Origin of the sequence: Comamonas sp. A7-5 (assembly GCF_039581385.1) — a bacterium.
Taxonomy (GTDB): domain Bacteria; phylum Pseudomonadota; class Gammaproteobacteria; order Burkholderiales; family Burkholderiaceae_C; genus Comamonas; species Comamonas thiooxydans.
The window spans coordinates 217,379-238,911 of the sequence record NZ_JBCPWO010000006.1 but is presented as its reverse complement, the minus strand read 5'-3'; the positions used below and the strand labels follow the sequence as shown (position 1 = coordinate 238,911).

The 21,533-nt window shown below is 61.7% G+C and carries 22 protein-coding genes; 17 read left to right on the top strand and 5 right to left on the bottom strand.

Annotated elements, in window-relative coordinates; all coding sequences use genetic code 11:
* Nucleotides 1-3: 3 nt before the first annotated feature.
* Nucleotides 4-372, bottom strand: a complete 369-nt coding sequence (locus AAIL67_RS13695; RefSeq protein WP_003064306.1) for an Mth938-like domain-containing protein — start codon at nucleotides 370-372, stop codon at nucleotides 4-6.
* Between the two features lie 166 nt (nucleotides 373-538).
* Here AAIL67_RS13695 and AAIL67_RS13690 point away from each other — a divergent pair, with 166 nt between their 5' ends.
* From AAIL67_RS13690 to AAIL67_RS13650, 9 genes are all read left to right on the top strand, one after another.
* Nucleotides 539-1,828: a pyridoxal phosphate-dependent aminotransferase gene (locus tag AAIL67_RS13690; protein WP_034389376.1), complete on the top strand. Its 1,290-nt coding sequence runs from the start codon at nucleotides 539-541 to the stop codon at nucleotides 1,826-1,828.
* 68 nt (nucleotides 1,829-1,896) lie between these two features.
* Nucleotides 1,897-3,231 (top strand): homoserine dehydrogenase, encoded by a 1,335-nt coding sequence (locus tag AAIL67_RS13685; RefSeq protein ID WP_003064309.1) that lies wholly within the window; start codon nucleotides 1,897-1,899, stop codon nucleotides 3,229-3,231.
* Nucleotides 3,232-3,322: 91 nt separating this feature from the next.
* Nucleotides 3,323-4,519 carry a hypothetical protein gene (locus tag AAIL67_RS13680; protein WP_343484239.1) on the top strand — a complete coding sequence of 399 codons (1,197 nt, stop codon included), beginning with the start codon at nucleotides 3,323-3,325 and terminating at the stop codon, nucleotides 4,517-4,519.
* A gap of 155 nt (nucleotides 4,520-4,674) precedes the next feature.
* Nucleotides 4,675-6,099 carry a threonine synthase gene (gene thrC, locus AAIL67_RS13675; RefSeq protein WP_343484238.1) on the top strand — a complete coding sequence of 475 codons (1,425 nt, stop codon included), beginning with the start codon at nucleotides 4,675-4,677 and terminating at the stop codon, nucleotides 6,097-6,099.
* A gap of 129 nt (nucleotides 6,100-6,228) precedes the next feature.
* Nucleotides 6,229-6,771 carry a molybdopterin-guanine dinucleotide biosynthesis protein B gene (gene mobB / locus AAIL67_RS13670; protein ID WP_343484237.1) on the top strand — a complete coding sequence of 181 codons (543 nt, stop codon included), beginning with the start codon at nucleotides 6,229-6,231 and terminating at the stop codon, nucleotides 6,769-6,771.
* A gap of 14 nt (nucleotides 6,772-6,785) precedes the next feature.
* Complete coding sequence (gene glp / locus AAIL67_RS13665) at nucleotides 6,786-8,042, top strand: gephyrin-like molybdotransferase Glp (RefSeq protein ID WP_343484236.1); 1,257 nt, start codon at nucleotides 6,786-6,788, stop codon at nucleotides 8,040-8,042.
* Nucleotides 8,043-8,053: 11 nt separating this feature from the next.
* Nucleotides 8,054-8,308 (top strand): molybdopterin converting factor subunit 1, encoded by a 255-nt coding sequence (gene moaD, locus AAIL67_RS13660; RefSeq protein WP_003064318.1) that lies wholly within the window; start codon nucleotides 8,054-8,056, stop codon nucleotides 8,306-8,308.
* 234 nt (nucleotides 8,309-8,542) lie between these two features.
* On the top strand, nucleotides 8,543-9,970 hold the full coding sequence (locus tag AAIL67_RS13655) for a TIGR00366 family protein (protein ID WP_343484235.1): 1,428 nt from the start codon (nucleotides 8,543-8,545) through the stop codon (nucleotides 9,968-9,970).
* Entirely contained in the window at nucleotides 9,967-10,320 is a 354-nt protein-coding gene (locus AAIL67_RS13650) for a recombinase family protein (RefSeq protein ID WP_343484234.1), read from the top strand. The genes AAIL67_RS13655 and AAIL67_RS13650 overlap by 4 nt, the downstream gene beginning before the upstream one ends.
* A 108-nt stretch (nucleotides 10,321-10,428) precedes the next feature.
* On the opposite strand, the gene AAIL67_RS13645 is transcribed toward AAIL67_RS13650, so the two are convergent.
* Nucleotides 10,429-11,622 carry an MFS transporter gene (locus AAIL67_RS13645; RefSeq protein ID WP_052088925.1) on the bottom strand — a complete coding sequence of 398 codons (1,194 nt, stop codon included), beginning with the start codon at nucleotides 11,620-11,622 and terminating at the stop codon, nucleotides 10,429-10,431.
* Between the two features lie 95 nt (nucleotides 11,623-11,717).
* Here AAIL67_RS13645 and AAIL67_RS13640 point away from each other — a divergent pair, with 95 nt between their 5' ends.
* The 3 genes from AAIL67_RS13640 to AAIL67_RS13630 all read left to right on the top strand — a co-directional run bounded on the left by AAIL67_RS13640 (nucleotide 11,718) and on the right by AAIL67_RS13630 (nucleotide 13,390).
* The gene (locus AAIL67_RS13640; RefSeq protein ID WP_343484233.1) at nucleotides 11,718-12,284 is read left to right on the top strand and encodes a TetR/AcrR family transcriptional regulator C-terminal ligand-binding domain-containing protein; all 567 of its coding nucleotides are present in this window, start codon (nucleotides 11,718-11,720) and stop codon (nucleotides 12,282-12,284) included.
* A gap of 171 nt (nucleotides 12,285-12,455) precedes the next feature.
* Complete coding sequence (locus AAIL67_RS13635; protein ID WP_034389381.1) at nucleotides 12,456-12,806, top strand: GIY-YIG nuclease family protein; 351 nt, start codon at nucleotides 12,456-12,458, stop codon at nucleotides 12,804-12,806.
* Nucleotides 12,803-13,390, top strand: a complete 588-nt coding sequence (locus tag AAIL67_RS13630; RefSeq protein WP_343484232.1) for a hypothetical protein — start codon at nucleotides 12,803-12,805, stop codon at nucleotides 13,388-13,390. Before AAIL67_RS13635 ends, AAIL67_RS13630 begins: the two co-directional genes overlap by 4 nt.
* A gap of 84 nt (nucleotides 13,391-13,474) precedes the next feature.
* Here the strand turns inward: AAIL67_RS13630 and AAIL67_RS13625 are convergent, their stop codons facing one another.
* Together AAIL67_RS13625 and AAIL67_RS13620 are read right to left on the bottom strand one after the other, a co-directional pair.
* A complete protein-coding gene (locus AAIL67_RS13625; RefSeq protein WP_343484231.1) occupies nucleotides 13,475-13,801 on the bottom strand; it encodes a hypothetical protein in 327 nt (108 codons plus the stop codon).
* A gap of 3 nt (nucleotides 13,802-13,804) precedes the next feature.
* Nucleotides 13,805-14,059, bottom strand: a complete 255-nt coding sequence (locus AAIL67_RS13620) for a hypothetical protein (protein WP_003057869.1) — start codon at nucleotides 14,057-14,059, stop codon at nucleotides 13,805-13,807.
* A gap of 53 nt (nucleotides 14,060-14,112) precedes the next feature.
* Here AAIL67_RS13620 and moaE point away from each other — a divergent pair, with 53 nt between their 5' ends.
* Entirely contained in the window at nucleotides 14,113-14,571 is a 459-nt protein-coding gene (moaE, locus tag AAIL67_RS13615; RefSeq protein ID WP_343484230.1) for a molybdopterin synthase catalytic subunit MoaE, read from the top strand.
* Between the two features lie 88 nt (nucleotides 14,572-14,659).
* Here moaE and AAIL67_RS13610 read toward each other — a convergent pair whose 3' ends face one another.
* Entirely contained in the window at nucleotides 14,660-15,553 is an 894-nt protein-coding gene (locus AAIL67_RS13610) for a DMT family transporter (RefSeq protein ID WP_343484256.1), read from the bottom strand.
* A gap of 207 nt (nucleotides 15,554-15,760) precedes the next feature.
* Here AAIL67_RS13610 and AAIL67_RS13605 point away from each other — a divergent pair, with 207 nt between their 5' ends.
* The 4 genes from AAIL67_RS13605 (at nucleotide 15,761) to AAIL67_RS13590 (ending at nucleotide 21,347) form a co-directional block, all read left to right on the top strand.
* Nucleotides 15,761-16,597, top strand: coding sequence for a helix-turn-helix domain-containing protein (locus AAIL67_RS13605; protein WP_231905795.1), 837 nt, complete (start codon nucleotides 15,761-15,763; stop codon nucleotides 16,595-16,597).
* A 131-nt stretch (nucleotides 16,598-16,728) separates the two neighbouring features.
* Nucleotides 16,729-19,341, top strand: coding sequence for an ATP-dependent chaperone ClpB (gene clpB, locus AAIL67_RS13600; protein WP_343484229.1), 2,613 nt, complete (start codon nucleotides 16,729-16,731; stop codon nucleotides 19,339-19,341).
* Nucleotides 19,342-19,370: 29 nt separating this feature from the next.
* The gene (locus tag AAIL67_RS13595) at nucleotides 19,371-19,727 is read left to right on the top strand and encodes a hypothetical protein (protein WP_034378739.1); all 357 of its coding nucleotides are present in this window, start codon (nucleotides 19,371-19,373) and stop codon (nucleotides 19,725-19,727) included.
* A gap of 180 nt (nucleotides 19,728-19,907) precedes the next feature.
* Nucleotides 19,908-21,347 (top strand): coniferyl aldehyde dehydrogenase, encoded by a 1,440-nt coding sequence (locus AAIL67_RS13590; protein ID WP_343484228.1) that lies wholly within the window; start codon nucleotides 19,908-19,910, stop codon nucleotides 21,345-21,347.
* Nucleotides 21,348-21,533 lie beyond the last annotated feature (186 nt).

Here is a 21,533-nt window from a genome sequence, read left to right as displayed (position 1 = left end):
AGTCTATGCTAGCAGCAGGGCTGCGACTACGTTGCGGCCTTCGCTGGCCAGAACGTTATAGGTACGGCAGGCCGAGGCGGTGTCCATGCTCTCCAGGCCAATGCGTTTGGCGATCAGCGGCTTGAGCCAGGCCACGGGTGGAAAGCGGTTCTTGCTGCCGCTGCCAAAGAGGACGACTTCCGCATCCAGCTTGGCGAGTTCCTCGAAATGCTCGGCCGTCAGGTCTTCGAAACGGGCGCAGTTCCACTCGGTCAGCAGGCCGCGGGCCCCGACCAGCAGACTGGTTTCGTGGTTTTGCTTGTCAACCGCGATCCAGCCCGGGCCATAGCCGGTGATGGTTTGCGCATCGGATTTGTCTGCCTGAAATTTCATGATGGAGAGTGTGCGCAATCGGCGCGCTGGACGGGTGCGATGGCTGCTGTCTCCATACAGAGAGGGTGGGGACATTGCTGCAGCGCGGAACTGTGCTTAAATTATAGGTTTCACCATGGCGTTTAATGCGCCCTGGCGTGCCTGAAATCCTTTTGCATTGATTCGCATGAAAACCGTTCAAAAATCCGCCAAGTTAGCAAACGTCTGTTACGACATCCGCGGGCCGATCATGGACGCGGCGAAGAAGATGGAGGACGACGGCCAGAAGATCATCAAGCTCAATATCGGCAATCTGGCCGTGTTTGGCTTCGATGCTCCCGAGGAAGTGCAGCAGGACATGATCCGCAACCTGCCCAACTCGGCAGGCTACTCCGACAGCAAGGGCATCTTCGCGGCGCGCAAGGCCGTGATGCATGAAACCCAGCGCCAGGGCATCAAGGGCGTGACGCTGGACGACATCTATCTGGGCAACGGTGCTTCGGAACTGATCAGCCTGGCCACCAACGCGCTGCTGGACAATGGCGACGAGATGCTGCTGCCTGCGCCCGACTATCCGTTGTGGACGGCTGCCACCAGCCTGTCCGGCGGCACGCCCGTGCATTACATGTGCGATGAGTCCAATGGCTGGATGCCCAATATGGACGACATCCGCGCCAAGATCACGCCGCGCACCAAGGGCATCGTCGTCATCAACCCCAACAATCCCACGGGTGCGCTGTACTCCAAGGAGCTGCTGCTGCAGATTGTGGAGCTGGCGCGCGAGCATGGCCTGGTCATCTTCGCGGACGAGGTCTACGACAAGGTGCTGTACGAGGATGCCAAGCACACGCCGCTGGGCAGCCTGTCCATCGATGTGCTGACCATCACCTTCAATTCCCTCTCCAAGGCCTACCGCTCCTGCGGCTACCGTGCCGGCTGGATGGTGATTTCGGGCGACAAAAAGCCCGCCAAGGATTACATCGAGGGCCTGAACATGCTCTCCAACATGCGCCTGTGCGCCAATGTGCCCGGCCAGTGGGCCGTGCAGACGGCGCTTGGCGGCCACCAGAGCATCGACGCCCTGGTGCAGGAGGGCGGTCGCCTGCGTGTGCAGCGCGATCTGGCCTGGGAGCTGATCAACGCCATTCCCGGCGTGAGCTGCGTCAAGCCTCAGGGCGCGCTATACATGTTCCCGCGCCTCGATCCCGCCGTCTACCCTATCCAGGACGACCAGGAATTCTTCCTCGAAGTGCTGCAGGAAACCAAGGTCATGCTGGTGCAGGGCACGGGTTTCAACTGGCCCGAGCCTGATCACTTCCGCATCGTGTTCCTGCCGCATGAGGCAGATCTGCGCGAGGCCATCAACCGGCTGGCAGCCTTCCTCGAGAAGTACCGCAAGCGCCATGGCACGGACAAGCCCAAGGCAGTGCCGGCAGAAAAGGCACTCAAGCCTGCCAAGGCTGAGAAAGCCGCGTAACACATCTTTTTGATAGCTGGTGGCGCTTGATTTTCGAGCGCTTCAGCGCTTTTTTGACCTTAGAACTTATGAAACCCATCCAAGTAGGCCTGTTGGGCATTGGCACCGTAGGCAGCGGTACTTTCAATGTGCTGGAACGCAACCAAGACGAGATTCGCCGTCGTGCGGGTCGTGGCATTGAAATTACCATGGTCGCCGACTTGGATACCGAACGCGCCAAGAGCGTGGTGGGTGACAAGGTCAAGGTGGTCGGCGATGCACGTGAAGTCATCGCCAACCCCGATATTGATGTGGTGGTCGAGCTGATCGGCGGCTACGGCATTGCCAAGGCCCTGGTGCTGGAAGCCATCGCGGCCGGCAAGCATGTGGTGACCGCCAACAAGGCTCTGCTGGCCGTGCACGGTACGGAAATCTTCAAGGCCGCAGCCGAGAAGGGCGTGATGGTGGCCTATGAAGCTGCCGTGGCCGGTGGCATTCCCATCATCAAGGCCTTGCGCGAAGGCCTGACCGCCAACTCCATCCAGTGGGTGGCCGGCATCATCAACGGCACGACCAACTTCATCCTGTCCGAAATGCGCGACAAGGGCCTGGACTTCGACGTGGTGCTCAAGGAAGCGCAGCGTCTGGGCTACGCCGAAGCCGACCCCACCTTCGATATCGAGGGTGTGGACGCTGCCCACAAGGCCACGCTGATGAGCGCGATTGCCTTCGGCATCCCCGTGCAGTTCGACAAGGCCTATGTGGAAGGCATCACCAAGCTGGCCGGTGCCGATATCCGCTACGCCGAGCAACTGGGCTACCGCATCAAGCTGCTGGGCATCACCAAGCGCACGGACAAGGGCATCGAGCTGCGCGTGCACCCCTCGCTGGTGCCTTCCAAGCGTCTGATCGCCAATGTGGAAGGCGCGATGAACGCCGTGGTGGTGAACGGCGATGCCGTGGGCACCACGCTGTACTACGGCAAGGGCGCCGGGTCCGAGCCCACCGCTTCCGCCGTGGTGGCCGACCTGGTGGATATCGCCCGCATGGACGGCTCCGATCCTGCTCACCGCGTGCCAGCCCTGGCCTTCCAGAGCAGCAGCCTGGCTGCCGCTGGCAGCGAGCTGCCCGTGCTGCCCATGGCCGAGGTCGTGACCAGCTACTACCTGCGCATCCGCGTGGCCGACGAAGCCGGAGTGCTGGCCAAGATCACCGGCCTGCTGGCGGGTGCCGGCATCAGCATCGACGCCGTGCTGCAGCGCGAGGCCGACGAAGTGGGCGGCGAAGGCTCGACCCAGACCGATCTGATCATTCTCACGCACGACACGCGCGAAGGGGATATGGACAAGGCCCTGGCCGAAATCCAGGGCTTGCCCACGGTGCTGGCTCCCATCACCCGCATCCGCAAGGAAGAGCTGAACTAAGGACTTGAGCATGTACCGTCGCACTCAAACCGGTTTATTCCCTGTTCAGTGCGGTGTCGGTATTGCAAACTCCTTCAAAGGCTGGCGCCCTATGGCGCCAGCCTTTTTGTTTTTGGTGGCAGCGGGTGCGCAAGCGGCGCCCGTCGATGTCTATCGTGGCACGCTGGGCGGCTCGGCGGTGGTGATGGAGCTGGGCAAGCCGGGTGAGGATGGTGAACGCCAGGGGCGCTATTTCTATCTGCGGCATGGAGTGGATATTCCACTCCGGGGCTCGCTGAATGCGCTGTCTGAGGCACGTCCTTTGAATAACGACTGGGCGCGTGAAAGCGGTGGCGAGCCTCCCGTGTTGACCGACTCCCAACAGCGCCGCATCGTTTGGCAACTGCGCCAGCAAGGCAGTGCTTTGGCAGGTGAGTGGGTGGATGATATTCACGGCAAAAAACTGCCCCTAGCCCTTACCCATATTGCGCAGTACGACCCTGAAAAGATAGCACCATTCGGTGTGGAGGCCGTGACGTTGGCGATTGTGCAAGGTGCGGGCAGCGGTATTGCATCGGGCGTTGCCATCTCGGCACAGGCCACGCCCTACGACTATCTGAAAGTGGCCGAGCAAAAGCTGGAGCAGGGCAAGGAAGTGGTGGTCAGCTCCACGCTGGCCTGGAGGCCGGTGCGCGATGCGCGTACCCAGTTCTGGTATCCGCGTCTCACGCGTCACCCGGATAGCAAAATTTTGGCGCAGACCAATACCGTTCTGGAGCAGCGCCACTGGGGCATGAGTCTGGAGGCGCTGGCCTGTGTGGGCTCGATCTACCAGAACGCTGGCCCGGCGGCAGGCTCACTGGGGGACTTTAATAACGAGTCGATCAAGGTGACGTACCTCTCAAGTGCCTTGATGAGTGTGGTGGAGTCCGGTTCAACCGGTTGCGGTGGCGCGCACCCCAACAATCATTACGACCCCTTTGTGCTGGACTTGCTGCGGGGCGGCTATATGGACTTCACCCGCCTGCTCAAGGACGTGAAATATGGCGAGTACAAGCTGGAGTATGGTGATCGGCTGTCGCGTTTTCTGAACAGGGCCGTGAACCGGTATTCCGAGGATGACAAGGAGTGCACCGAACTGCTGCCCCAGTACATGGCGCTGATGTTCGACAAGCCCGACAAGATGAGTTTTGTGATTTCAGGCATAGGCCATGCCATGGGTGTGTGCCTTGGCAGCGGCGTCAGCGTTCCGTTCCAAGAGCTGAAGCCCTATATCAAGCCGGGGGCGCAACGCTATTTCCAGCCCTGAGCCCCGCCCGGCGCGATATGAGGCAATGGCGTTGGCCGGTCTCTGCATTCGCGCACAGTCAAATCGGGCTTGCTGACCGATAATGGTCGACTTGGCGGCATGACTTCTGTCCGTTTGGCTGTCCGTTCCGAATTTTAGTTTTTGGCGAGTTTGAGATGCTGTATCTGTCCACCCGCGGCCATGCTGACCGCAAGCGTTTTTGCGACATTTTGCTCGAAGGCCTGGCTCCCGATGGCGGCCTGTACCTGCCCGTCGAGTACCCCCAGATCGACGATGCCAAGCTGAGCCAGCTGCGCGAGACGCTGGCCAACAAGGGCTATGCGGCCCTGGCCTTCGAGATTCTGTCGCTCTATATCGACGACATTCCAGCCGAGGATCTGCGCGCCCTGTGTGCCAAGACCTATACCAGGGAAGCCTTTGGCAGCGACGCCATCGTGCCCGTGCGTCAACTGGACGGCGTGCTGCACATCGAAGCCCTGTCCAACGGCCCCACGCTGGCCTTCAAGGACATGGCCATGCAGCTGCTGGGCAATCTGTTCGAGTACGAACTGGCCCGCCGCAACGAGGAGTTGAATATCCTTGGCGCCACCAGCGGGGACACCGGCAGCGCGGCCGAATACGCCATGCGCGGCAAGAAGGGCGTGCGCGTCTTCATGACCAGCCCCCACGGTCGTATGAGCCCCTTCCAGCAGGCGCAGATGTTCAGCCTGCAGGACGAGAACATCCACAACATCGCCATCGAAGGCGTGTTCGACGACTGCCAGGATATCGTCAAGGCCGTCTCCAGCGACCACGCCTTCAAGGCCCAGTACAAGATCGGTACTGTCAACTCCATCAACTGGGCACGTCTGCTGGCCCAGGTGGTCTACTACTTTGCCGGCTATCTGCAGGCCACCCGCTCCAATGACCAGAAGGTGAGCTTCACCGTGCCTTCGGGCAACTTCGGCAATATTTGCGCAGGCCATGTGGCGCGCCAGATGGGTCTGCCCATTGCCAAGCTGGTGGTGGCCACCAACGAAAACGATGTGCTGGACGAGTTCTTCCGCACCGGCGTCTACCAGGTGCGAGGCTCGGCCAATACCTACGAGACATCGAGCCCCTCGATGGACATCTCCAAGGCCAGCAATTTCGAGCGCTTTGTGTTCGACCTGGTGGGACGCGACGGCGTGCGCACCAGGCAGCTGTTCGCCGAAGGCGTGGCCAAGGCCGGCAAGTTCGATCTGAGCACAGATCCCGCCTTCAAGGATGCGGCCGGCAAGTACGGTTTTGTGAGCGGCAAGAGCACGCACGCCGACCGTCTGGCCACCATCAAGGACACCTTCGAGCGCTTTGATCAGATGATCGACACCCATACCGCCGACGGCGTGAAGGTGGCGCGAGAGCATCTGGGCGCCGAGCCCATGCTGGTGCTGGAAACCGCTCTGCCCATCAAGTTTGCGGCGACTATCGAAGAAGCGTTGGGCCGCCAGCCCGACCGTCCCGCCAAGTTCAACGGCATCGAAGACCTGCCCAAGCGTGTGGTCGTCATGTCCTCCGACGTGGACAAGGTCAAGGCCTTTATCGCCGAAAACTGCAGATAAAGTCCTGCGGCGTTAAGCTTGAAAAGCATCTGTGGCTTGGCGACAGGTGCTTTTTTTCTTTGGATAAAATTGGTATTTTTCGCTTACCCATAGAGTGTTGGTAGCTATCAAAAATATATTGAAATCAAGATGAAGGTCATAGGCTTTGCCGGATATTCGGGCGCGGGCAAGACCGCCCTGGTCGAGGCGCTGGTGATGCTGATGAAGCAGCGCGGACTCAGGGTCTCGGTCATCAAGCATGCCCACCATGACTTTGATGTGGATCGCGAGGGCAAGGACAGCTGGCGTCACCGCAAGGCTGGCGCTTATGAAGTGCTGCTCGCATCCGATAGACGCATGGCGCTGATGCGCGAATACGAGCAGCCTGCTCAGCTGAGCGTGCACCATATGCTGGCGCAGCTGGATCCCAGCGTGGACTGGGTGCTGGTCGAAGGCTTCAAGCATGGCGAGCTGCCCAAGATAGAGGTCTGGCGGCGGCAGCGGGACAGGCTGGATAAAGGCAAAAGTCTGGAGCCGCTGTTTGCGCATGACCCTCGGGTGCTGGCAGTGGCTACCGACGCTGCCCATGACCTGCCGCAAGCGCCCGTCCAGCCCGTGCTGGATCTGAACCAGCCCCAGCTTGTGCTGCAATGGCTGCTGGCTCATTCGGACTCTCTGCAATACAAGAACTAAGGAAAGACACAGCAATGCAAGCACCACAGACGCCTCGCAAGCCGCTCAAGCCTCTGGATGAAGCCCTGCAGGAGCTGCTGGCCCATGCCCAGCCCCAGGCCGGCGCACAGATGGTGGACACCTTTGATGCCGATGGCCGCGTGCTGCTGCAGGCCGCCGTCTCGCCGCTGCAAGTGCCGCCTCAGGACAACTCGGCCATGGACGGCTATGCGGTGCGCATCGCCGAATGTGCTGACGGCGCTGCGGTGCTGCCGGTGTCGCAGCGCGTCCCTGCCGGCACCTCGCCCGAGGCGCTGGCCGCTGGCTCCATCGCCCGGATCTTCACGGGTGCGCCCGTGCCGGCCGGGGCCGATGCCATCGTCATGCAGGAGGACTGCGAACTGCTTGAGGACGGCCGCGTGCGCATCAAGGCCCAGCCCAGGGCTGGGCAGTGGATTCGCCGCGCGGGCGAGGACATCACGCAAGGAGCGACCGTGATCGAGGCCGGTACCCGCCTCACTCCGGCCCATCTGGGTCTTGCAGCCAGCATGGGCTTTGCCAGCCTGCAGGTGGCACGCAAGCCGCGTGTGGCCCTGTTCTCCACCGGCGACGAACTGGTCATGCCCGGTACCGTGGCACCGCAGGACATGCCAGCGGGCAGCATCTACAACAGCAACCGCTTCTTCCTGCGTGCATTGCTGCTGCGCATGGGCTGCGAGGTGACGGATCTGGGCATTGTTCCCGATGACCGCGAGGCCACGATTGCCGCACTGGCCGATGCCGCCATGGACCACGACGTGATCGTCACCAGCGGCGGCGTCTCCGTGGGCGAGGAAGACCATATCAAGCCTGCCGTGCAGGAGCTGGGTCAGCTGGACCTCTGGCAGATCAACATCAAGCCTGGCAAGCCTTTTGCCTATGGCCGCGTCAATCGCGAGTCCGGCACGGGCTTTGCGCATTTCATCGGTCTGCCGGGCAACCCGGTCTCCAGCTTTGTCACCTTCCAGGTGCTGGTGCGCCCGTTCCTGCTGCGTCTGCAGGGCGTGCAGCATGTGCTGCCGCGAGCCATAGAGGCGCACGCCGATTTCGTCTGGCCAAAGGGCGACAAGCGCAGAGAGTTTTTGCGAGTGCGCTACAACGAGCGTGGCGGACTGGAGCTGTTCAGAAACCAGAGCTCGGGCGTGCTGACTTCCACGGCTTGGGGCGACGGCGTGGTGGACAACCCTGCCGGCACCACGATTGCCATGGGCGACAGTGTGCGCTTTATCCCGTTTGCCGAGCTCATGGCCTGATGGAGTTGTAGATGAAGACCGTTACGATTCGATATTTCGCCTCTATCCGGGAAGCCTTGGGTACGGGCAGCGAAAGCCTGCAGACCCCGGCAGCCACCGTGGGAGCATTGCGCGAGCAACTGATGAGCCGCAGCGATGCGGCTGCCCAGGTGCTGGCTGCCAGCAAGGCTGTGCGCATGGCGCTGAACCAGGATATCTGCGATGCCGATGCCGTGCTCAGCAATGGCGACGAAGTGGCATTTTTTCCGCCAGTGACGGGGGGCTGATGAGTCTCTGAGCGCTTGTGAGCCTCTAAAAACGGTTTCTGAAGAAGCCTGAAGTCCACAGAAGGCCTGTGCAAACCGCTTGCACAGGCCTTTTTGCTGTCTGTCGGTTTCCAGGTGCCAGCCTTGATCGTGAGATTGCTTACTAGGGTTTTCCTGGGCGTATTTTCGTGAATCTGACGAGATTCATTTTGGAGAATCCGCGCTTTCTACAAGAAAGACAGAAAGCACTTACTCATGACAACTCACGTCAATATGGAGGAGACCCGCTCTGCGCGCTTTGCCATGCGCTGCGCCAGCTGGGCGGAGAAGTGGTTCCCGGATTCCTGGGTGTTTGCCGTGGTCGGCATCTTCATCGTGGTGCTGGCAGCGTTTGCCATTGGTGCGCCGGTGCAGGAAACCAGCAAGGCCTTCGGCAAGGGCTTCTGGAGTCTGATCCCCTTCACCATGCAAATGGCTTTTGTGGTGATTGGCGGTTATGTGGTGGCCAGCTCCAAGCCCGCATCTGCACTCATCAAGGCGCTGGCCCGCGTGCCCAAGACCGGCCGTGGCGCCGTGGCCTGGGTGGCGTTTGTGGCGCTGAGCGCCTCGCTGCTGAACTGGGGGCTGAGCCTGGTGTTCGGCGGTCTGCTGGTCAAGGAACTGGCACGCCGCACCGACATCAAGATGGACTACCGTGCCGCCGGTGCCGCCGTCTATCTGGGTCTGGGTGCCGTGTGGGCGCTGGGCATTTCGTCTTCGGCGGCGCAGCTGCAGGCCAACCCTGCAAGCCTGCCTCCCGGCATTCTGGCCATTACCGGCGTGATTCCGTTCACGCAGACGATCTTTCTGTGGCAGTCCGGCGTAATGCTGGGCGTGCTGATGGTGATCTCCATCGTCGTGGCTTACATGACGGCACCCGGTGAGAAGACCGCGCGTGATGCGGCCCAATGCCAGGTCGACCTGGGCATAGAAGTCGTGCAGGAAGTCAAAAAGCCCAGCCGCCCCGGCGAATGGCTTGAATACAGCCCCATCCTCATCATCTTGCTGGTGGCGCTGACCGTGGGCTGGATGGTGGAGGAGTTCTCGAGCAAGCCTTTCATTCAGGCAATCTCTGGGCTGAACACCTACAACCTGCTGTTTCTCATGGCTGGTGCGCTGTTGCACTGGCGCCCCCGCAGCTTTCTCGATGCCGTGGCACGTGCCGTGCCCACTACGACCGGCGTGCTGATCCAGTTCCCTCTGTATGGTGCGATTGCGGCCATCATGACGGACGTCAAGGGTGACGGCGGTGCCAGCATTGCCCACCATATCTCCACCTTCTTCACCAGCTTTGCCACGCATGACACCTATGCATTGCTGATGGGCACCTACTCGGCCGTGCTGGGCTTCTTCCTGCCTTCTGGCGGTGGCAAGTGGATTGTTGAGGCCCCCTATGTGATGCAGGTGGCCAATGATCTGCAGTACCACCTGGGTTGGGCCGTGCAGATCTACAACGCGGCCGAGGCGCTGCCCAATCTGATCAACCCCTTCTACATGCTGCCGCTCTTGGGCGTGCTGGGCCTCAAGGCGCGTGATCTGATCGGCTTCAACTTTGTGCAGTTGCTGGTTCATGCGCCCGTGGTGCTGTTCCTGTTATGGTTCCTGGGTCAGACCCTGAGCTATATCCCCCCTGTAATGCCATGACCGAAACCGCCGATTTGCCATCTACCGAAGTGAACCCAGAGATCAGCGCCCGTACCCGCAAGGCCCTGGCTGAAGCGCGTGAGCGCGGAGTCAAGCTGGGCACGGCCGGCGCGGCCAATATCCGCGCCACGGTGGAAAAACGTAAATCGGCGGCCGATGCCTTTGCCAGGCAGCACGAAGCGCTGTTCGCCGAATTGCTGCAACAAGGTCTGACCCACCGCGCCATGGCGGCCGAACTCAATGCGCGGGGCATTGCGGCCGTCAAGGGCGGTGAGTGGACCCATGGGCAAGTGCAGCGCATTCTGAACCGCTACGCAGACTGGAAGGCTGCCGAGTCGATCCAGGCCTGAGGCCGTCATGCCGATCAAAAAGCCGTGCTGCGTTTGCCGCACGGCTTTTTTGATGGAGGTCGGGGACGAATGAGTCAGGCAATGTAGAGCAAGACCGCAACGCACAGCTTATGCACCATGCCGGGTGACCGCTTTCTGCCTTGTGGCAGCCAGTGCCAGCAAGCCAAGCACAATCAGCATCAGACCATAGCCATAGGTGGTGGGCACCAGCCCCAGGCTCTGGGTCAGCAGGCCTGCGGCGATGGCAGGCAGGCTGAAGGCCAGATAGCTCAGCACATAGATGGTGGACAGCAGGCCGCCGCGTTCATGCGGCTCGGCCAGCGGCAGCACGCTGCGCAGCGCCCCTTGAAAGCCCACGCCAAAGCCCGCACCGGCAATGATGGAGGCTGCCACCATCAGCGTCAGGCTGTGGCTGGCCACGCCCAGCAGAAGAATCACGATGCCCAGCGGCAGAACCGAACCACCGAAGCGCAGCATGCGCTGGGCCGTCCAGTGGCGAAGCAGCCAGATGGCCGCTGCGGCGCTCAGGGTGTTGATGCACACGGCCAGGCCTGCCATCAGGGTGGAGCCGGTGATCACGCGCAGCAGGGTGGGGCCTAGCGACAGATAAAAGCCCGCCAGCGCCCAGGCAGCGATGTCCAGCGGTGCCATGCGCAGGAAGGCCGGGCGGATATGCGCGGGAAGGCGGATGCGAGGGCGCATGGAGGCCACAGCCCCGCTGCGGCGGCTGACGGTTTCAGGCATCACGGCAATGGCCCAGGCCGATGCCGCAAATACCAGCAGCAGCCACCAGTAGACCTGGTGCAGCCCGTCATGACCGTGGCTGGCCAGTTGGTTGGCGCCGAACACGCCGGCTGCCATACCCAGCATGGGGGACAGCGTATTGATCAGCGCACCGCGTTCACGGTCCAGATCGAGCAGGGCCGCGCCCAGGGCTGCACTCGCCATACCGGTGGCAAAGCCCTGCACCACACGCGACCAGAGCAGAGCCTGCGCATCCTGTGCATGGGCGAACATCAGCATGGAGACCGCCTCCAGTCCCAGGGCGGCAAGAATGACGGGGCGCCGGCCCAGGTAATCGGACAGTGCGCCCATGGTGAGCAGGGCGACGAGCAGACTGAAGGCATAGACCGCGAAGATCAGGGTCAGCATGCCCGAGGAAAAGCCCCAGGCCTGCTGGTAGAGCCTATACAAGGGCGTGGGAGCGCTGGATGCCGCCAGAAAGCTGGCCAGGGTCAGGGCGACAGCAGCCATATTGCGAGTGCTGGACACCGCAGTCAGGGATACAGAGGATGTGGGCATGGAAAAGCAGGCTCCGCTACCATAAAAGCAAATTTTTTGCGTTTGCGTATTCTGCGTTAGTTTGCTGTTAACGCGAATATTTAGCTTTAATGACCATGATTGCAAAAGACCCAGTCCAATCCCGGCCGGGCGGGCGCAGCTCCCGTGTACAGGCCAGCGTGCATCAGGCGGTGAGGAAACTGCTGGAGCACATGCCGCGCGAGGAACTGACCTTTCCCCTGATCGCCACCGAAGCCGGCGTGACGCCTTCCACGCTGTACCGCCGCTGGGGCGATCTGCCGCAGTTGCTGGCCGATGTGGCGCTGGAGCGCATCCGCCCCATTGCCGAGCCTGTGGACACGGGCAGCCTGCATGGCGATCTGCAGGCCTGGACCGAGCAATACATCGAGGAAATGGGCTCTCCCCTGGGGCGCACCTTGCTGCGCGATACCTTGGTGGCAACCCAGGAAGACCAGGTGACCTGCGCCTGCGTGGACATCATTCGCGACCAGCTTGGCATCGTGCTGGGCCGGGCCCGTGCGCGTGGCGAAGAGGCGCCCGATGTGGAAGCCATGCTGGACCAGTTGGTGGCACCCATCGTCTATCGCATTCTTTATGGTTTGCAGCCCGATGTGGCGTTCGGACGCAAGCTGGTCGAACAACTGGTGCCTGAGCAGGTCTGAGGCTCTTGCCCTAGAATCGCGGCTCACAGGTGCCAAGGGACGCCTGCCCGCACAAGAGGCTCTCACCCTTGCTTTCGACAGCGTGTTCACGCTCGATTTCGATGTTCTGTCAGACCATGGTTGTTCTAGGGGCCCAGCGCGGGAGGCTCCGATGCAACCTGGAGCACTGTCATGACTTCATCTCTCCACCCCCAGGCGCGGCGCGCGCTGACGCGGGACTACAAACAGGCTTTTCCCGCCATGGGCATCTACGCGGTGCGCTGCGATGCCGCTGACTTGTTGCGCCTGGGTGCCAGCCGCAATGTGGACGCAACGCTCAACCGCCTGCGGTTCGAGCTGAGCAATGGCTCCCGGCGCGATGCGGCACTGGCCCAGGCCTGGGCTTGCCATGGCGCACGGGCATTTCGTTTTGAGGTACTGGACCGAGTCAAGGAGCGCGACGACCCCTTGTTCGACTATGACGCCGAACTTCAGGCCCTGCTTTCCCTGTGGCAGCAAGAGCTGCAAGGGGTACAGCCATGAGCAGTGAAACCGTGAATGCCATGTGTTCAGGCCAAGCGCTGCTCGGTGGTGCTGCAGCCATTGATCCGTCGAGTCCGGCCATGGGGGCAGGTTCTGTTTGCGGATTCGTTTCGCCGCAGGCCCTGGTCGACGAACTCAAGGTACGCGCCCGCGTGCGCCTGAACCGTGCGCGGCGCAAGGGTGCTGCGGGCTCGGCCTCATTGCGCGACCATTTGCATCAGGCGGCGCGCGAGGTCGGCTTTGCCGGCTGGGAGCAGGCGCGTCGGGTGCTGGGGGCGCTGGCGGCACCGGGAGATGACATGGGCAGCTTCTGGCATGTGCCGCGTAGCGGCATTCTTCTGCACATCTGGTTCAGCGAGTACGCGCAGGCGCGCAGTGTGCTCGCACAACTGGCGGATGGTTTTTTGCTGCCTTATCGGCGCCAGTGCTTCATCGTGCAAGCGCCATTCATCGAGGCTTTGGGCTTGAACCCGGTCGATCCGGCCTGGGCTGCCATAGGGCGAGATCTGGTCGCTGCCTATGGAACGCCTGCCTGGCGGGCCTTGGCCTGGCAGCGTCTGCGTGCGCCTGTCGGAGCCTTCTGATCTGCTTCGACGTGGAGGAAACTCCTGAAACTGGAGCGAAAAATGCCTGTCTGAAAGCGCTGAAGATCCGTTGTGCCCGGGTTTTCAGGCCGGGTCTGCTGGAGCGGGGAACTGCGGTGCACGCCATTCCAGCAGCTCGGCCAGGCGCTGCACGATCCAGCCCGCCTCAGGCGCCGTGACGACCGAGCCCTCCGCGGCCAGGCCCGCGTGCATGCCCAGCAGCACTTGTTCTTCGGAGGAGTTGCCCGAGTGATAGAGCGTCTGTGCCTGCTCGGTCAGATGGCTTGCCAGGTCTTCGCATAGCTCATAGCGTGCGACGACCTCGGCAATCGGTACGGACAGCTTGCCGCTGCGCGTGCGAAACAGCTCGGCAAAGCTGGTCGGCGGCTGAATCTGGCTGGTGTCGTCCATGGCTTAGCTTGGTTCGAACAGGCGCTCGAAGCGCTCGATGTCCACGGCCAGCTCGCAGGTAATGAGCTGGCCCGATTTGTTGTCGCGCTTGCGGTGGGCGGCAAACAGCGTGGCCTTGCCCTTGAAGTTGTAGTCGGGCAGGTGGATCAGCTCATAGGGATAGGGCACAAAGAGCTGGAACTCGAAAATCATCCGGTGCTCATTGCGCGGAGAGGGGTACAGCGTGTACTCCGGCAGATTGATGGTTTGTGTGGCCATGGCCCAATGCTAATGCGGCAGACATGCCCATGCTGGCCTGCGACAATGCAGGCATGACTGAAGCACGTGTATCCATTCAGACCCAGGACTTTGACCTCTCGGCCGAGATTGCCGCTCTGCGCGCCGGCGATGCACGTGTGGGCGCGGTCTGCAGCTTTGTCGGCACGGTGCGCGACCGCAACGAGGGCGATGCCGTCTCCAGCATGGAGCTCGAGCATTACCCCGGTATGACCGAGAAGTCGATCGAGGCCATCATCGACAAGGCCGTGGCGCGCTTTGGTATCTATGGCGCGCGCGTGATTCACCGTATCGGCCTGCTGCAGCCCATGGACCAGATCGTGCTGGTGGCCGTGACCAGCGCCCACCGCGGCAAATCCTTCGAGGCCTGTGAATACATCATGGACTATCTGAAGTCCGAGGCGCCGTTCTGGAAGAAAGAGCAGACAGGGCAGGGCGCACGCTGGGTGGATGCGCGTGTCAGCGACGAGCAGGCATTGGCGCGATGGCAATAATTCTATGAATTGATAGCTGCTTTCGCATTTATTCATTGAGTTTCAGTCGAAAAATCATCTGAAATGAAGTGCATAAGAGCGGTAGATGCTATGCTTTTTGCAGACCGTTCGGCTGCAGCCAGCGTGGCGGCCTGAAGACCAGCACATTGCCGGCCATCACCAGGGCCAGGCCCAGCAGTCCCACAGCAGTCCATTCATAGCCTTCCACCACGGCCGAGATATTGAGCGCCACTATGGGGAACAGCACCGTGGCATAAGCGGCTTTCTCGGGGCCCAGTCGACCCACCAGTGTGAGGTAGGCAGTAAAGGCAATCACCGAGCCGGGAATGGCCAGATACAGCAGTGCGCCTGCATATTGCGGGCTGGTGTCAAAGTGCCAGGGCAGACCGGCGATCAGCGCATACGCTAGCAGCAGCAGCGTGCCGGCCAGCATGCCCCAGGCATTGGTGTGCAGCGGCTTGTAGCCCAGGCCCTGCAGCGATGCAGAAAGCATGTTCCCGCAGGAAAAGCACAGCGTTCCACCCAGCGCCCACAACAGACCTTGCCAGCTGGCGTGCTGACCCTGCTGCAGCTCTGGCCAGAACAGAATCACCAGACCCGTCAGGCCCAGAGCGCTGCCTGCGAGCACATTGGGCGCAAGCCTGCGGCCATGGATGACTCGCGCCAGAAATGCATTCCAGATGCTGGCACTGGAAAACACCACGGCAGCCAGGCCGCTGGTCAGGGTCTCGCTGGCGTGCATGAAGCAGACAAAGTTCAGGCTGAACAGGCATAGTCCCTGGCCCAGCACGCGTGGAATGGCTGCGCCGCGGGGGATGCGCCACTGGCGGGTCAGCAGCAGCCAGGCAAAAAGCACCAGGGAGGCAAGACCAAAGCGGTAGGCGATGGACAGCTCTACGGGGACGCTGCCCAGTTGCATCTTGAGAGCGATCCAGGTGGAGCCCCAGATCAGCACGACCAGGGCATAAAGAGGTAAAAGCATGGCAAGTCTTGGTGCTTCGAAGAACCAGATCTTGCGCGCCTGGATTGGCTCTGCATTGCACATTCCTGCGGTTTTGTGGCGCTGCAGCAAGCGCGGCCAGATAGCTGGCGCCACAATGCAGGCATGCCCGCCAGCGCTGTATCCGCCCCATCGCATCTGAGTCATGTACTGGCTCGGTCACGCGCCCAGATCAGGCGCAGAGCGGGTTTGAGTCAGTCGCTGGAATTGGCAATCTGGACCAATCACGATGATGAGGTGCACTACCGGCAGCAAGGCCATCACACGCTGTCTGTCTATCTGGCAGGAGGTCGGGGATCGCAACTCAAGGGCGATGCACTGGCCCGAGGCGAAGCAGGGCGCTTTTGCGTTCTCCCGGCCGAGCATGAATCGCGCTGGCTGGTGCGTGAGCCTGTGCAGTTTCTGCACCTGTATGTCTCTGACATTGCCTGGGCCGACCGAGTGGTGCGCCTGCTGGATGCCGAGCCGCGCAGCATTACGCTGACACCGCAGATTTATTCCCAGGATCCAATCTATGCGCAATGGTCGCAGGCGCTGTGGCGACTGGACTGGAGTGAGGCTCACGACATATGGCAGGCGGACTTCCTGAGCCAGCAAGTGCTGGATCGGCTGGTGCTGCAATCGGCGGCGCCCTGGCAGCGGCACAAGCTGCTGAAACCGTTGGGTGGCCTGTCATCCACGGCCCGGCGCAAGGTGCTTGACTATGTGGAGGCTCATCTCGCCGACAGCAAAGCCCTGAGCTTGCCCGCGCTGGCGCAGGTCGTGGCCTTGTCCGAATATCACTTTGCCCGTATGTTCCATCAAAGCATGGGATGCACCGTGCATGACTGGGTCATGCAGCGGCGTCTGCAGCAGGTCTGCGCCCGCCTGCTGGGTAGCGCAGGCGGTGCAAGAGGACGCACGCCGCAGCTTGCATGGCTGGCCGCCGAAACGGGGTTTGCCAATGCCAGTCATTTGCTGCGCAGCTTTCGCAAGCACTATGGGCTTACTCCTACGCAACTGGCTCGGTGCTGGCGCGATGCTTGAACTTGATATACCGCAAGCAGGGCGGTTGCGGATCTGCTTTTTGCTGTTTTTTGCGCATTCGGGTCTTGAAACCCCCTGTTTGACTATCAGATAAATGGCAATGAATCTGATTGGAGCGAAAGCGACAAACCATGCGAATTGACAAACTGACGACCAAATTCCAAGAAGCCTTGGCCGACGCGCAGTCCCTGGCGCTCGGTGCTGATCAATCCACCATCGACCCTCTGCACCTGCTGGTGGCCATGCTGCGCCAGGACGACGGCCCGCGTGCGCTGCTGCAGCGCGCCGGCGGCAATGTGCAACAACTCAAGAACCTGGCAGAACAGGCCATGGCTGATCTGCCGCGCGTGCAGCAGCAAGGCGATGTGCAGGTCGGCTCCGAGCTGGCCCGCCTGCTGCAGGCCTCGGAGAAAGAAGCCCTCAAGCGCGGTGACCAGTTCATCGCCAGCGAGCTGTTTCTGCTGGCGCTGGCCGATGCCGCAGGCTCGGCCACGCGTGCCGGTGCCTTGCTCAAGCAGAGCGGCGTGAGCAAATCCAGCCTGGAGGCGGCCATCAATGCCGTGCGAGGAGGTCAGAACGTGGACAGTGCAGAAGCCGAAGGCCAGCGCGAAGCGCTCAAGAAATACACGCTGGATCTGACCGAGCGCGCCCGCAGCGGCAAGCTCGATCCCGTGATCGGCCGCGACGATGAAATCCGCCGCGCCATCCAGGTGCTGCAGCGCCGCAGCAAGAACAACCCCGTGCTCATCGGCGAGCCCGGCGTGGGCAAGACCGCCATTGTCGAAGGCCTGGCCCAGCGCATCGTGGCCGGCGAAGTGCCCGAGAGCCTGCAGAACAAGCGCGTGCTGTCGCTGGATATGGCGGGCCTGCTGGCCGGTGCCAAGTACCGCGGCGACTTCGAGGAGCGCCTCAAATCCGTGCTCAAGGAAATCGCACAGGACGAAGGCCGCATCATTCTTTTCATCGACGAAATCCACACCATGGTGGGCGCCGGCAAGGCCGATGGCGCCATGGACGCCGGCAATATGCTCAAGCCCGCGCTGGCGCGTGGCGAGCTGCATTGCGTGGGTGCGACCACGCTCGATGAGTACCGCAAGTACATCGAAAAGGATGCCGCTCTGGAGCGCCGCTTCCAGAAGGTCATCGTGGACGAGCCTTCGGTGGAGGACACTATCGCCATTCTGCGCGGCCTGCAGGTGAAGTACGAGGCGCATCACAACGTCGATATCACCGACCCCGCCATCGTTGCCGCTGCGGAGCTGAGTCATCGCTACATCACCGACCGCTTCCTGCCAGACAAGGCCATTGACCTGATCGACGAAGCCGCGGCCAAGATCAAGATCGAGATGGACTCCAAGCCCGAGGTGATGGACAAGCTCGAGCGCCGCATGATCCAGCTCAAGATCGAGCGCGAGGCCATGAAGCGCGAGAAGGACGAGGCTTCGCAAAAGCGTCTGCAGCTGATCGAGGAAGAGCTTGAGAGCCTGGAGCGCGAGTACGCCGACCTTGAGGAAATCTGGAAGGCCGAGAAAGCCAGCGCCCTGGGGTCGGAGCAGATCCGCAAGGAAGTGGATCAGCTGCGCATCCAGATCGAGGAGTTCAAGCGCAAGGGCGATTTCAACAAGGTGGCCGAGCTGCAGTACGGCAAGCTGCCCGCACTCGAAAAGCAGCTGCATGAGGCCCAGGCCAAGGAAGATGGCCAGGATGGCGCGACGGCCAACAAGCTGCTGCGCACCCAGGTCGGAGCCGAGGAGATCGCCGAGGTGGTGAGTCGTGCCACGGGCATCCCCGTGGCAAAGATGATGCAGGGCGAAAAAGACAAGCTGCTGCACATGGAAGACAAGCTGCACGAGCGCGTGGTGGGCCAGGAGGAGGCGATCAGCGCCGTGGCCAATGCCATTCGCCGCTCGCGCTCGGGTCTGTCCGATCCCAATCGCCCCACCGGCTCCTTCCTGTTCCTGGGCCCCACGGGCGTGGGCAAGACAGAGCTGTGCAAGGCGCTGGCAGGCTTCCTGTTCGACAGCGAGGACCATCTGGTGCGTATTGACATGAGTGAGTTCATGGAAAAGCACTCTGTGGCACGCTTGATCGGTGCGCCCCCCGGCTATGTGGGTTACGAGGAAGGCGGCTATCTGACCGAGGCCGTGCGCCGCAAGCCCTATAGCGTGCTGCTGCTGGACGAGGTGGAAAAAGCCCACCCTGATGTCTTCAATGTATTGCTGCAGGTTCTGGACGATGGCCGGTTGACCGATGGCCAGGGCCGCACGGTGGACTTCAAGAACACCGTGATCGTGATGACCAGCAATATCGGCTCGCATCTGATACAGGCCATGGTTGGCGAGGATGCCGATGATGTGAAGGAAGCGGTCTGGGGGGAACTTAAAAACCATTTCCGACCCGAATTCTTGAACCGCATCGATGAAACCGTGGTCTTCCATGCACTGGATGCCAAGAACATCGAGGCGATTGCCAGGATTCAGCTGAAGTTGCTGGAAAGCCGTCTGCAGAAGATGGAACTGAGCATGCAGGTGTCCGAGCAGGCCCTGGCCGAGTTGGCCAAGGTGGGCTTCGATCCCGTGTTCGGTGCCCGTCCGCTCAAACGCGCAATCCAGCAGCGTATTGAAAACCCGCTGTCCAAGTTGTTACTTGAGGGGAAATTCCCGCCCAAGAGTACGATAGCGGTGACAGTCGACCCGGTGAATGATCCCGGGGTGTTCCGGTTCGAGTCCGCAGGCGCTGCCTGAGGACCTGAACCCTAGAAAGAGGTATTGCTTTGAACGATTTCGCCGCCACTGCAACCCGCTGGGCCGTCCGCATCATGCTGATGCTGGTGGGCCTGGTGTTCTTCCTGTGCCTGATGGCCGTGGCTTGCCTCATCGCCCTGGCCTGGGGTGCGCGCGCCCTGTGGGCTAGGCTCACGGGCCAGCCCGTGGTGCCCATGAGCATGGGCGCCATGAGCCCCTTTGCCGGCTGGCAGACGGTGTACCGCTCGGGGGCCGAGTGGATGGCGCAATCGTCGGGCAATGCCGATGCCAAGAAGGATGGGCGTGAAGCCCGCGGGCGTCGCGGCGTTCTGCCGGGTGCCGGCGATGTGACCGATGTGCAGCCACGCGAGGTGCACGAGTCGTAATGACAAGCGCTTACACAGGCTTCATACTTTGGAGCAGGTGAGGCAATAAAGGGCCGCAGGCTTGTTTCGCGGTCAACACACAAGAGCCTGTGCAGTGTTGCATCAGGCTCTTTTTTTACGCTGCGTTTACGCAGTCTCGCGGTATGGTCGGGACTGTGATCTTGGGATTTTCAGACAGGCATGAACTACATGGACTTGCACCGCATTTTTGACTTGCAGTACCAAGCCAGCCGCACGCAGGTCGATGTACCTTTGCTGGTGCGCCGGGAGAGACTGCTGCGTCTGCAGAAGATGCTGGACGAGAACGGCCCGGCCTTGTGCGCGGCGGTGGAGCAGGACTTTGGCGTGCGCTCCGAGCGCTGGACCGAGATGCTGGATCTGATGCTGGTGCGCAATATGCTCAGGCACACGCTCAAGCATCTGCCCCAGTGGAGCAAGCGCCAGCGCGTGCGCACGCCGCTGATGCTGCAGCCCGGCAAGGCCTGGGTGGAGCGCCAGCCTCTGGGCGTGGTGGGCATCATCTCGCCCTGGAACTATCCGCTGCAGCTATCGCTGGCGCCGGCCATCACGGCGCTGGCGGCGGGTAATCGCGTGATGCTCAAGCCCAGCGAGCTGACGCCACATACCTCGGCAAAAATGGCGGAACTGGTCGCCCAGTTCTTTGCACCCGAAGAGTTCTGCGTGATCGAGGGTGATGTGGCCGTGGCCACGCAGTTCTCGGGTCTGCAGTTCGACCATCTGCTGTTCACCGGCTCCACGGCCGTGGGGCGGCGTGTGGCGCAGGCGGCCGCCGTGCACCTGACGCCCACCACGCTGGAGCTCGGGGGCAAGTCGCCCTGCATCATTGCGCAGGACTGCGATATGCAGGCCGCTGCGCTCAAGGTGGCCTATGGCAAGCTGGTCAATGCCGGGCAGACCTGCATCGCTCCTGACTATGTGCTGCTGCCGCGCGGCAAGGAGCAGGAGTTTGCCGAGGCCTATCAGGCGGCGGTGCAGCAGTTGTACCCGCGCATTTCGGGCAATCCGGACTACACGGCCATCATCAGCAAGCGCCATTTGGCACGGCTCAAGCAGATGCTGCGCCAGGCGCAAAGCCTGGGAGCACAGGTGCACTGGATGCATGAGGCAGCGGCCCCCGCTGCGGACGGCGACACCACGGCCTGGGGCGAGGCCGTGGAGAGGCAGTTCGCTCCGGCGCTGGTGTTCGGCGCCACGGGCGAGATGCAGCTGATGCAGGAAGAGATCTTCGGCCCCATCCTGCCTGTGATCTCCTACGAGCATATCGAAGACGTGATCAATGCCATCAACGCCAGCCCGCGCCCGCTGGCGCTGTACTGGTTTGGCAACGACGAGGCCGAGCGCAATGCGGTGTTGATGCGCACCGTCAGCGGAGGCGTCTGTGTGAACGACACCTTGCTGCATGTGGCGCATGAGAACTTGCCATTCGGCGGTGTCGGCGACAGCGGCTGGGGTGCCTATCACGCAGAGCAGGGCTTTTTGCGCTTTGTGCACCAGAAGGCGGTTTTCGTGCAGTCGCGCTGGGCGGCGACTTCCCTGCTGTACCCGCCGTTTGGGGAGAAATTCGACCGGGTGATGGACTTCATGCGACGCTGGCTCTGAAGTTTCTTGGCCGCCGAACAGGGATTGAGCGCTTCGGTGCTGTCGTGAGCGCTTGCCAGATTGTCATCAAATGTGACGCAAACCATTGATGGTTGCGGGCTTTCTGCTCTGCTTAGTGGAGCGCATAGCACATAGATTGCGCCATAGCAAGAAATTGCGAACAGCCGCAGTTGAGCAAATGGCTAA

Coding starts and splice junctions, on each gene's coding strand:
- AAIL67_RS13590 (WP_343484228.1), top strand. CDS start 19,908: ATGAACTACATGGACTTGCACCGCATTTTTGACTTGCAGTACCAAGCC.
- AAIL67_RS13630 (WP_343484232.1), top strand. CDS start 12,803: ATGAGCAGTGAAACCGTGAATGCCATGTGTTCAGGCCAAGCGCTGCTC.
- AAIL67_RS13680 (WP_343484239.1), top strand. CDS start 3,323: ATGGCGCCAGCCTTTTTGTTTTTGGTGGCAGCGGGTGCGCAAGCGGCG.
- moaE (WP_343484230.1), top strand. CDS start 14,113: ATGACTGAAGCACGTGTATCCATTCAGACCCAGGACTTTGACCTCTCG.
- AAIL67_RS13610 (WP_343484256.1), bottom strand. CDS start 15,553: ATGCTTTTACCTCTTTATGCCCTGGTCGTGCTGATCTGGGGCTCCACC.
- AAIL67_RS13690 (WP_034389376.1), top strand. CDS start 539: ATGAAAACCGTTCAAAAATCCGCCAAGTTAGCAAACGTCTGTTACGAC.
- AAIL67_RS13625 (WP_343484231.1), bottom strand. CDS start 13,801: ATGGACGACACCAGCCAGATTCAGCCGCCGACCAGCTTTGCCGAGCTG.
- moaD (WP_003064318.1), top strand. CDS start 8,054: ATGAAGACCGTTACGATTCGATATTTCGCCTCTATCCGGGAAGCCTTG.
- AAIL67_RS13650 (WP_343484234.1), top strand. CDS start 9,967: ATGACCGAAACCGCCGATTTGCCATCTACCGAAGTGAACCCAGAGATC.
- clpB (WP_343484229.1), top strand. CDS start 16,729: ATGCGAATTGACAAACTGACGACCAAATTCCAAGAAGCCTTGGCCGAC.
- glp (WP_343484236.1), top strand. CDS start 6,786: ATGCAAGCACCACAGACGCCTCGCAAGCCGCTCAAGCCTCTGGATGAA.
- AAIL67_RS13635 (WP_034389381.1), top strand. CDS start 12,456: ATGACTTCATCTCTCCACCCCCAGGCGCGGCGCGCGCTGACGCGGGAC.
- AAIL67_RS13640 (WP_343484233.1), top strand. CDS start 11,718: ATGATTGCAAAAGACCCAGTCCAATCCCGGCCGGGCGGGCGCAGCTCC.
- AAIL67_RS13655 (WP_343484235.1), top strand. CDS start 8,543: ATGACAACTCACGTCAATATGGAGGAGACCCGCTCTGCGCGCTTTGCC.
- mobB (WP_343484237.1), top strand. CDS start 6,229: ATGAAGGTCATAGGCTTTGCCGGATATTCGGGCGCGGGCAAGACCGCC.
- AAIL67_RS13695 (WP_003064306.1), bottom strand. CDS start 372: ATGAAATTTCAGGCAGACAAATCCGATGCGCAAACCATCACCGGCTAT.
- AAIL67_RS13620 (WP_003057869.1), bottom strand. CDS start 14,059: ATGGCCACACAAACCATCAATCTGCCGGAGTACACGCTGTACCCCTCT.
- thrC (WP_343484238.1), top strand. CDS start 4,675: ATGCTGTATCTGTCCACCCGCGGCCATGCTGACCGCAAGCGTTTTTGC.
- AAIL67_RS13685 (WP_003064309.1), top strand. CDS start 1,897: ATGAAACCCATCCAAGTAGGCCTGTTGGGCATTGGCACCGTAGGCAGC.
- AAIL67_RS13645 (WP_052088925.1), bottom strand. CDS start 11,622: ATGCCCACATCCTCTGTATCCCTGACTGCGGTGTCCAGCACTCGCAAT.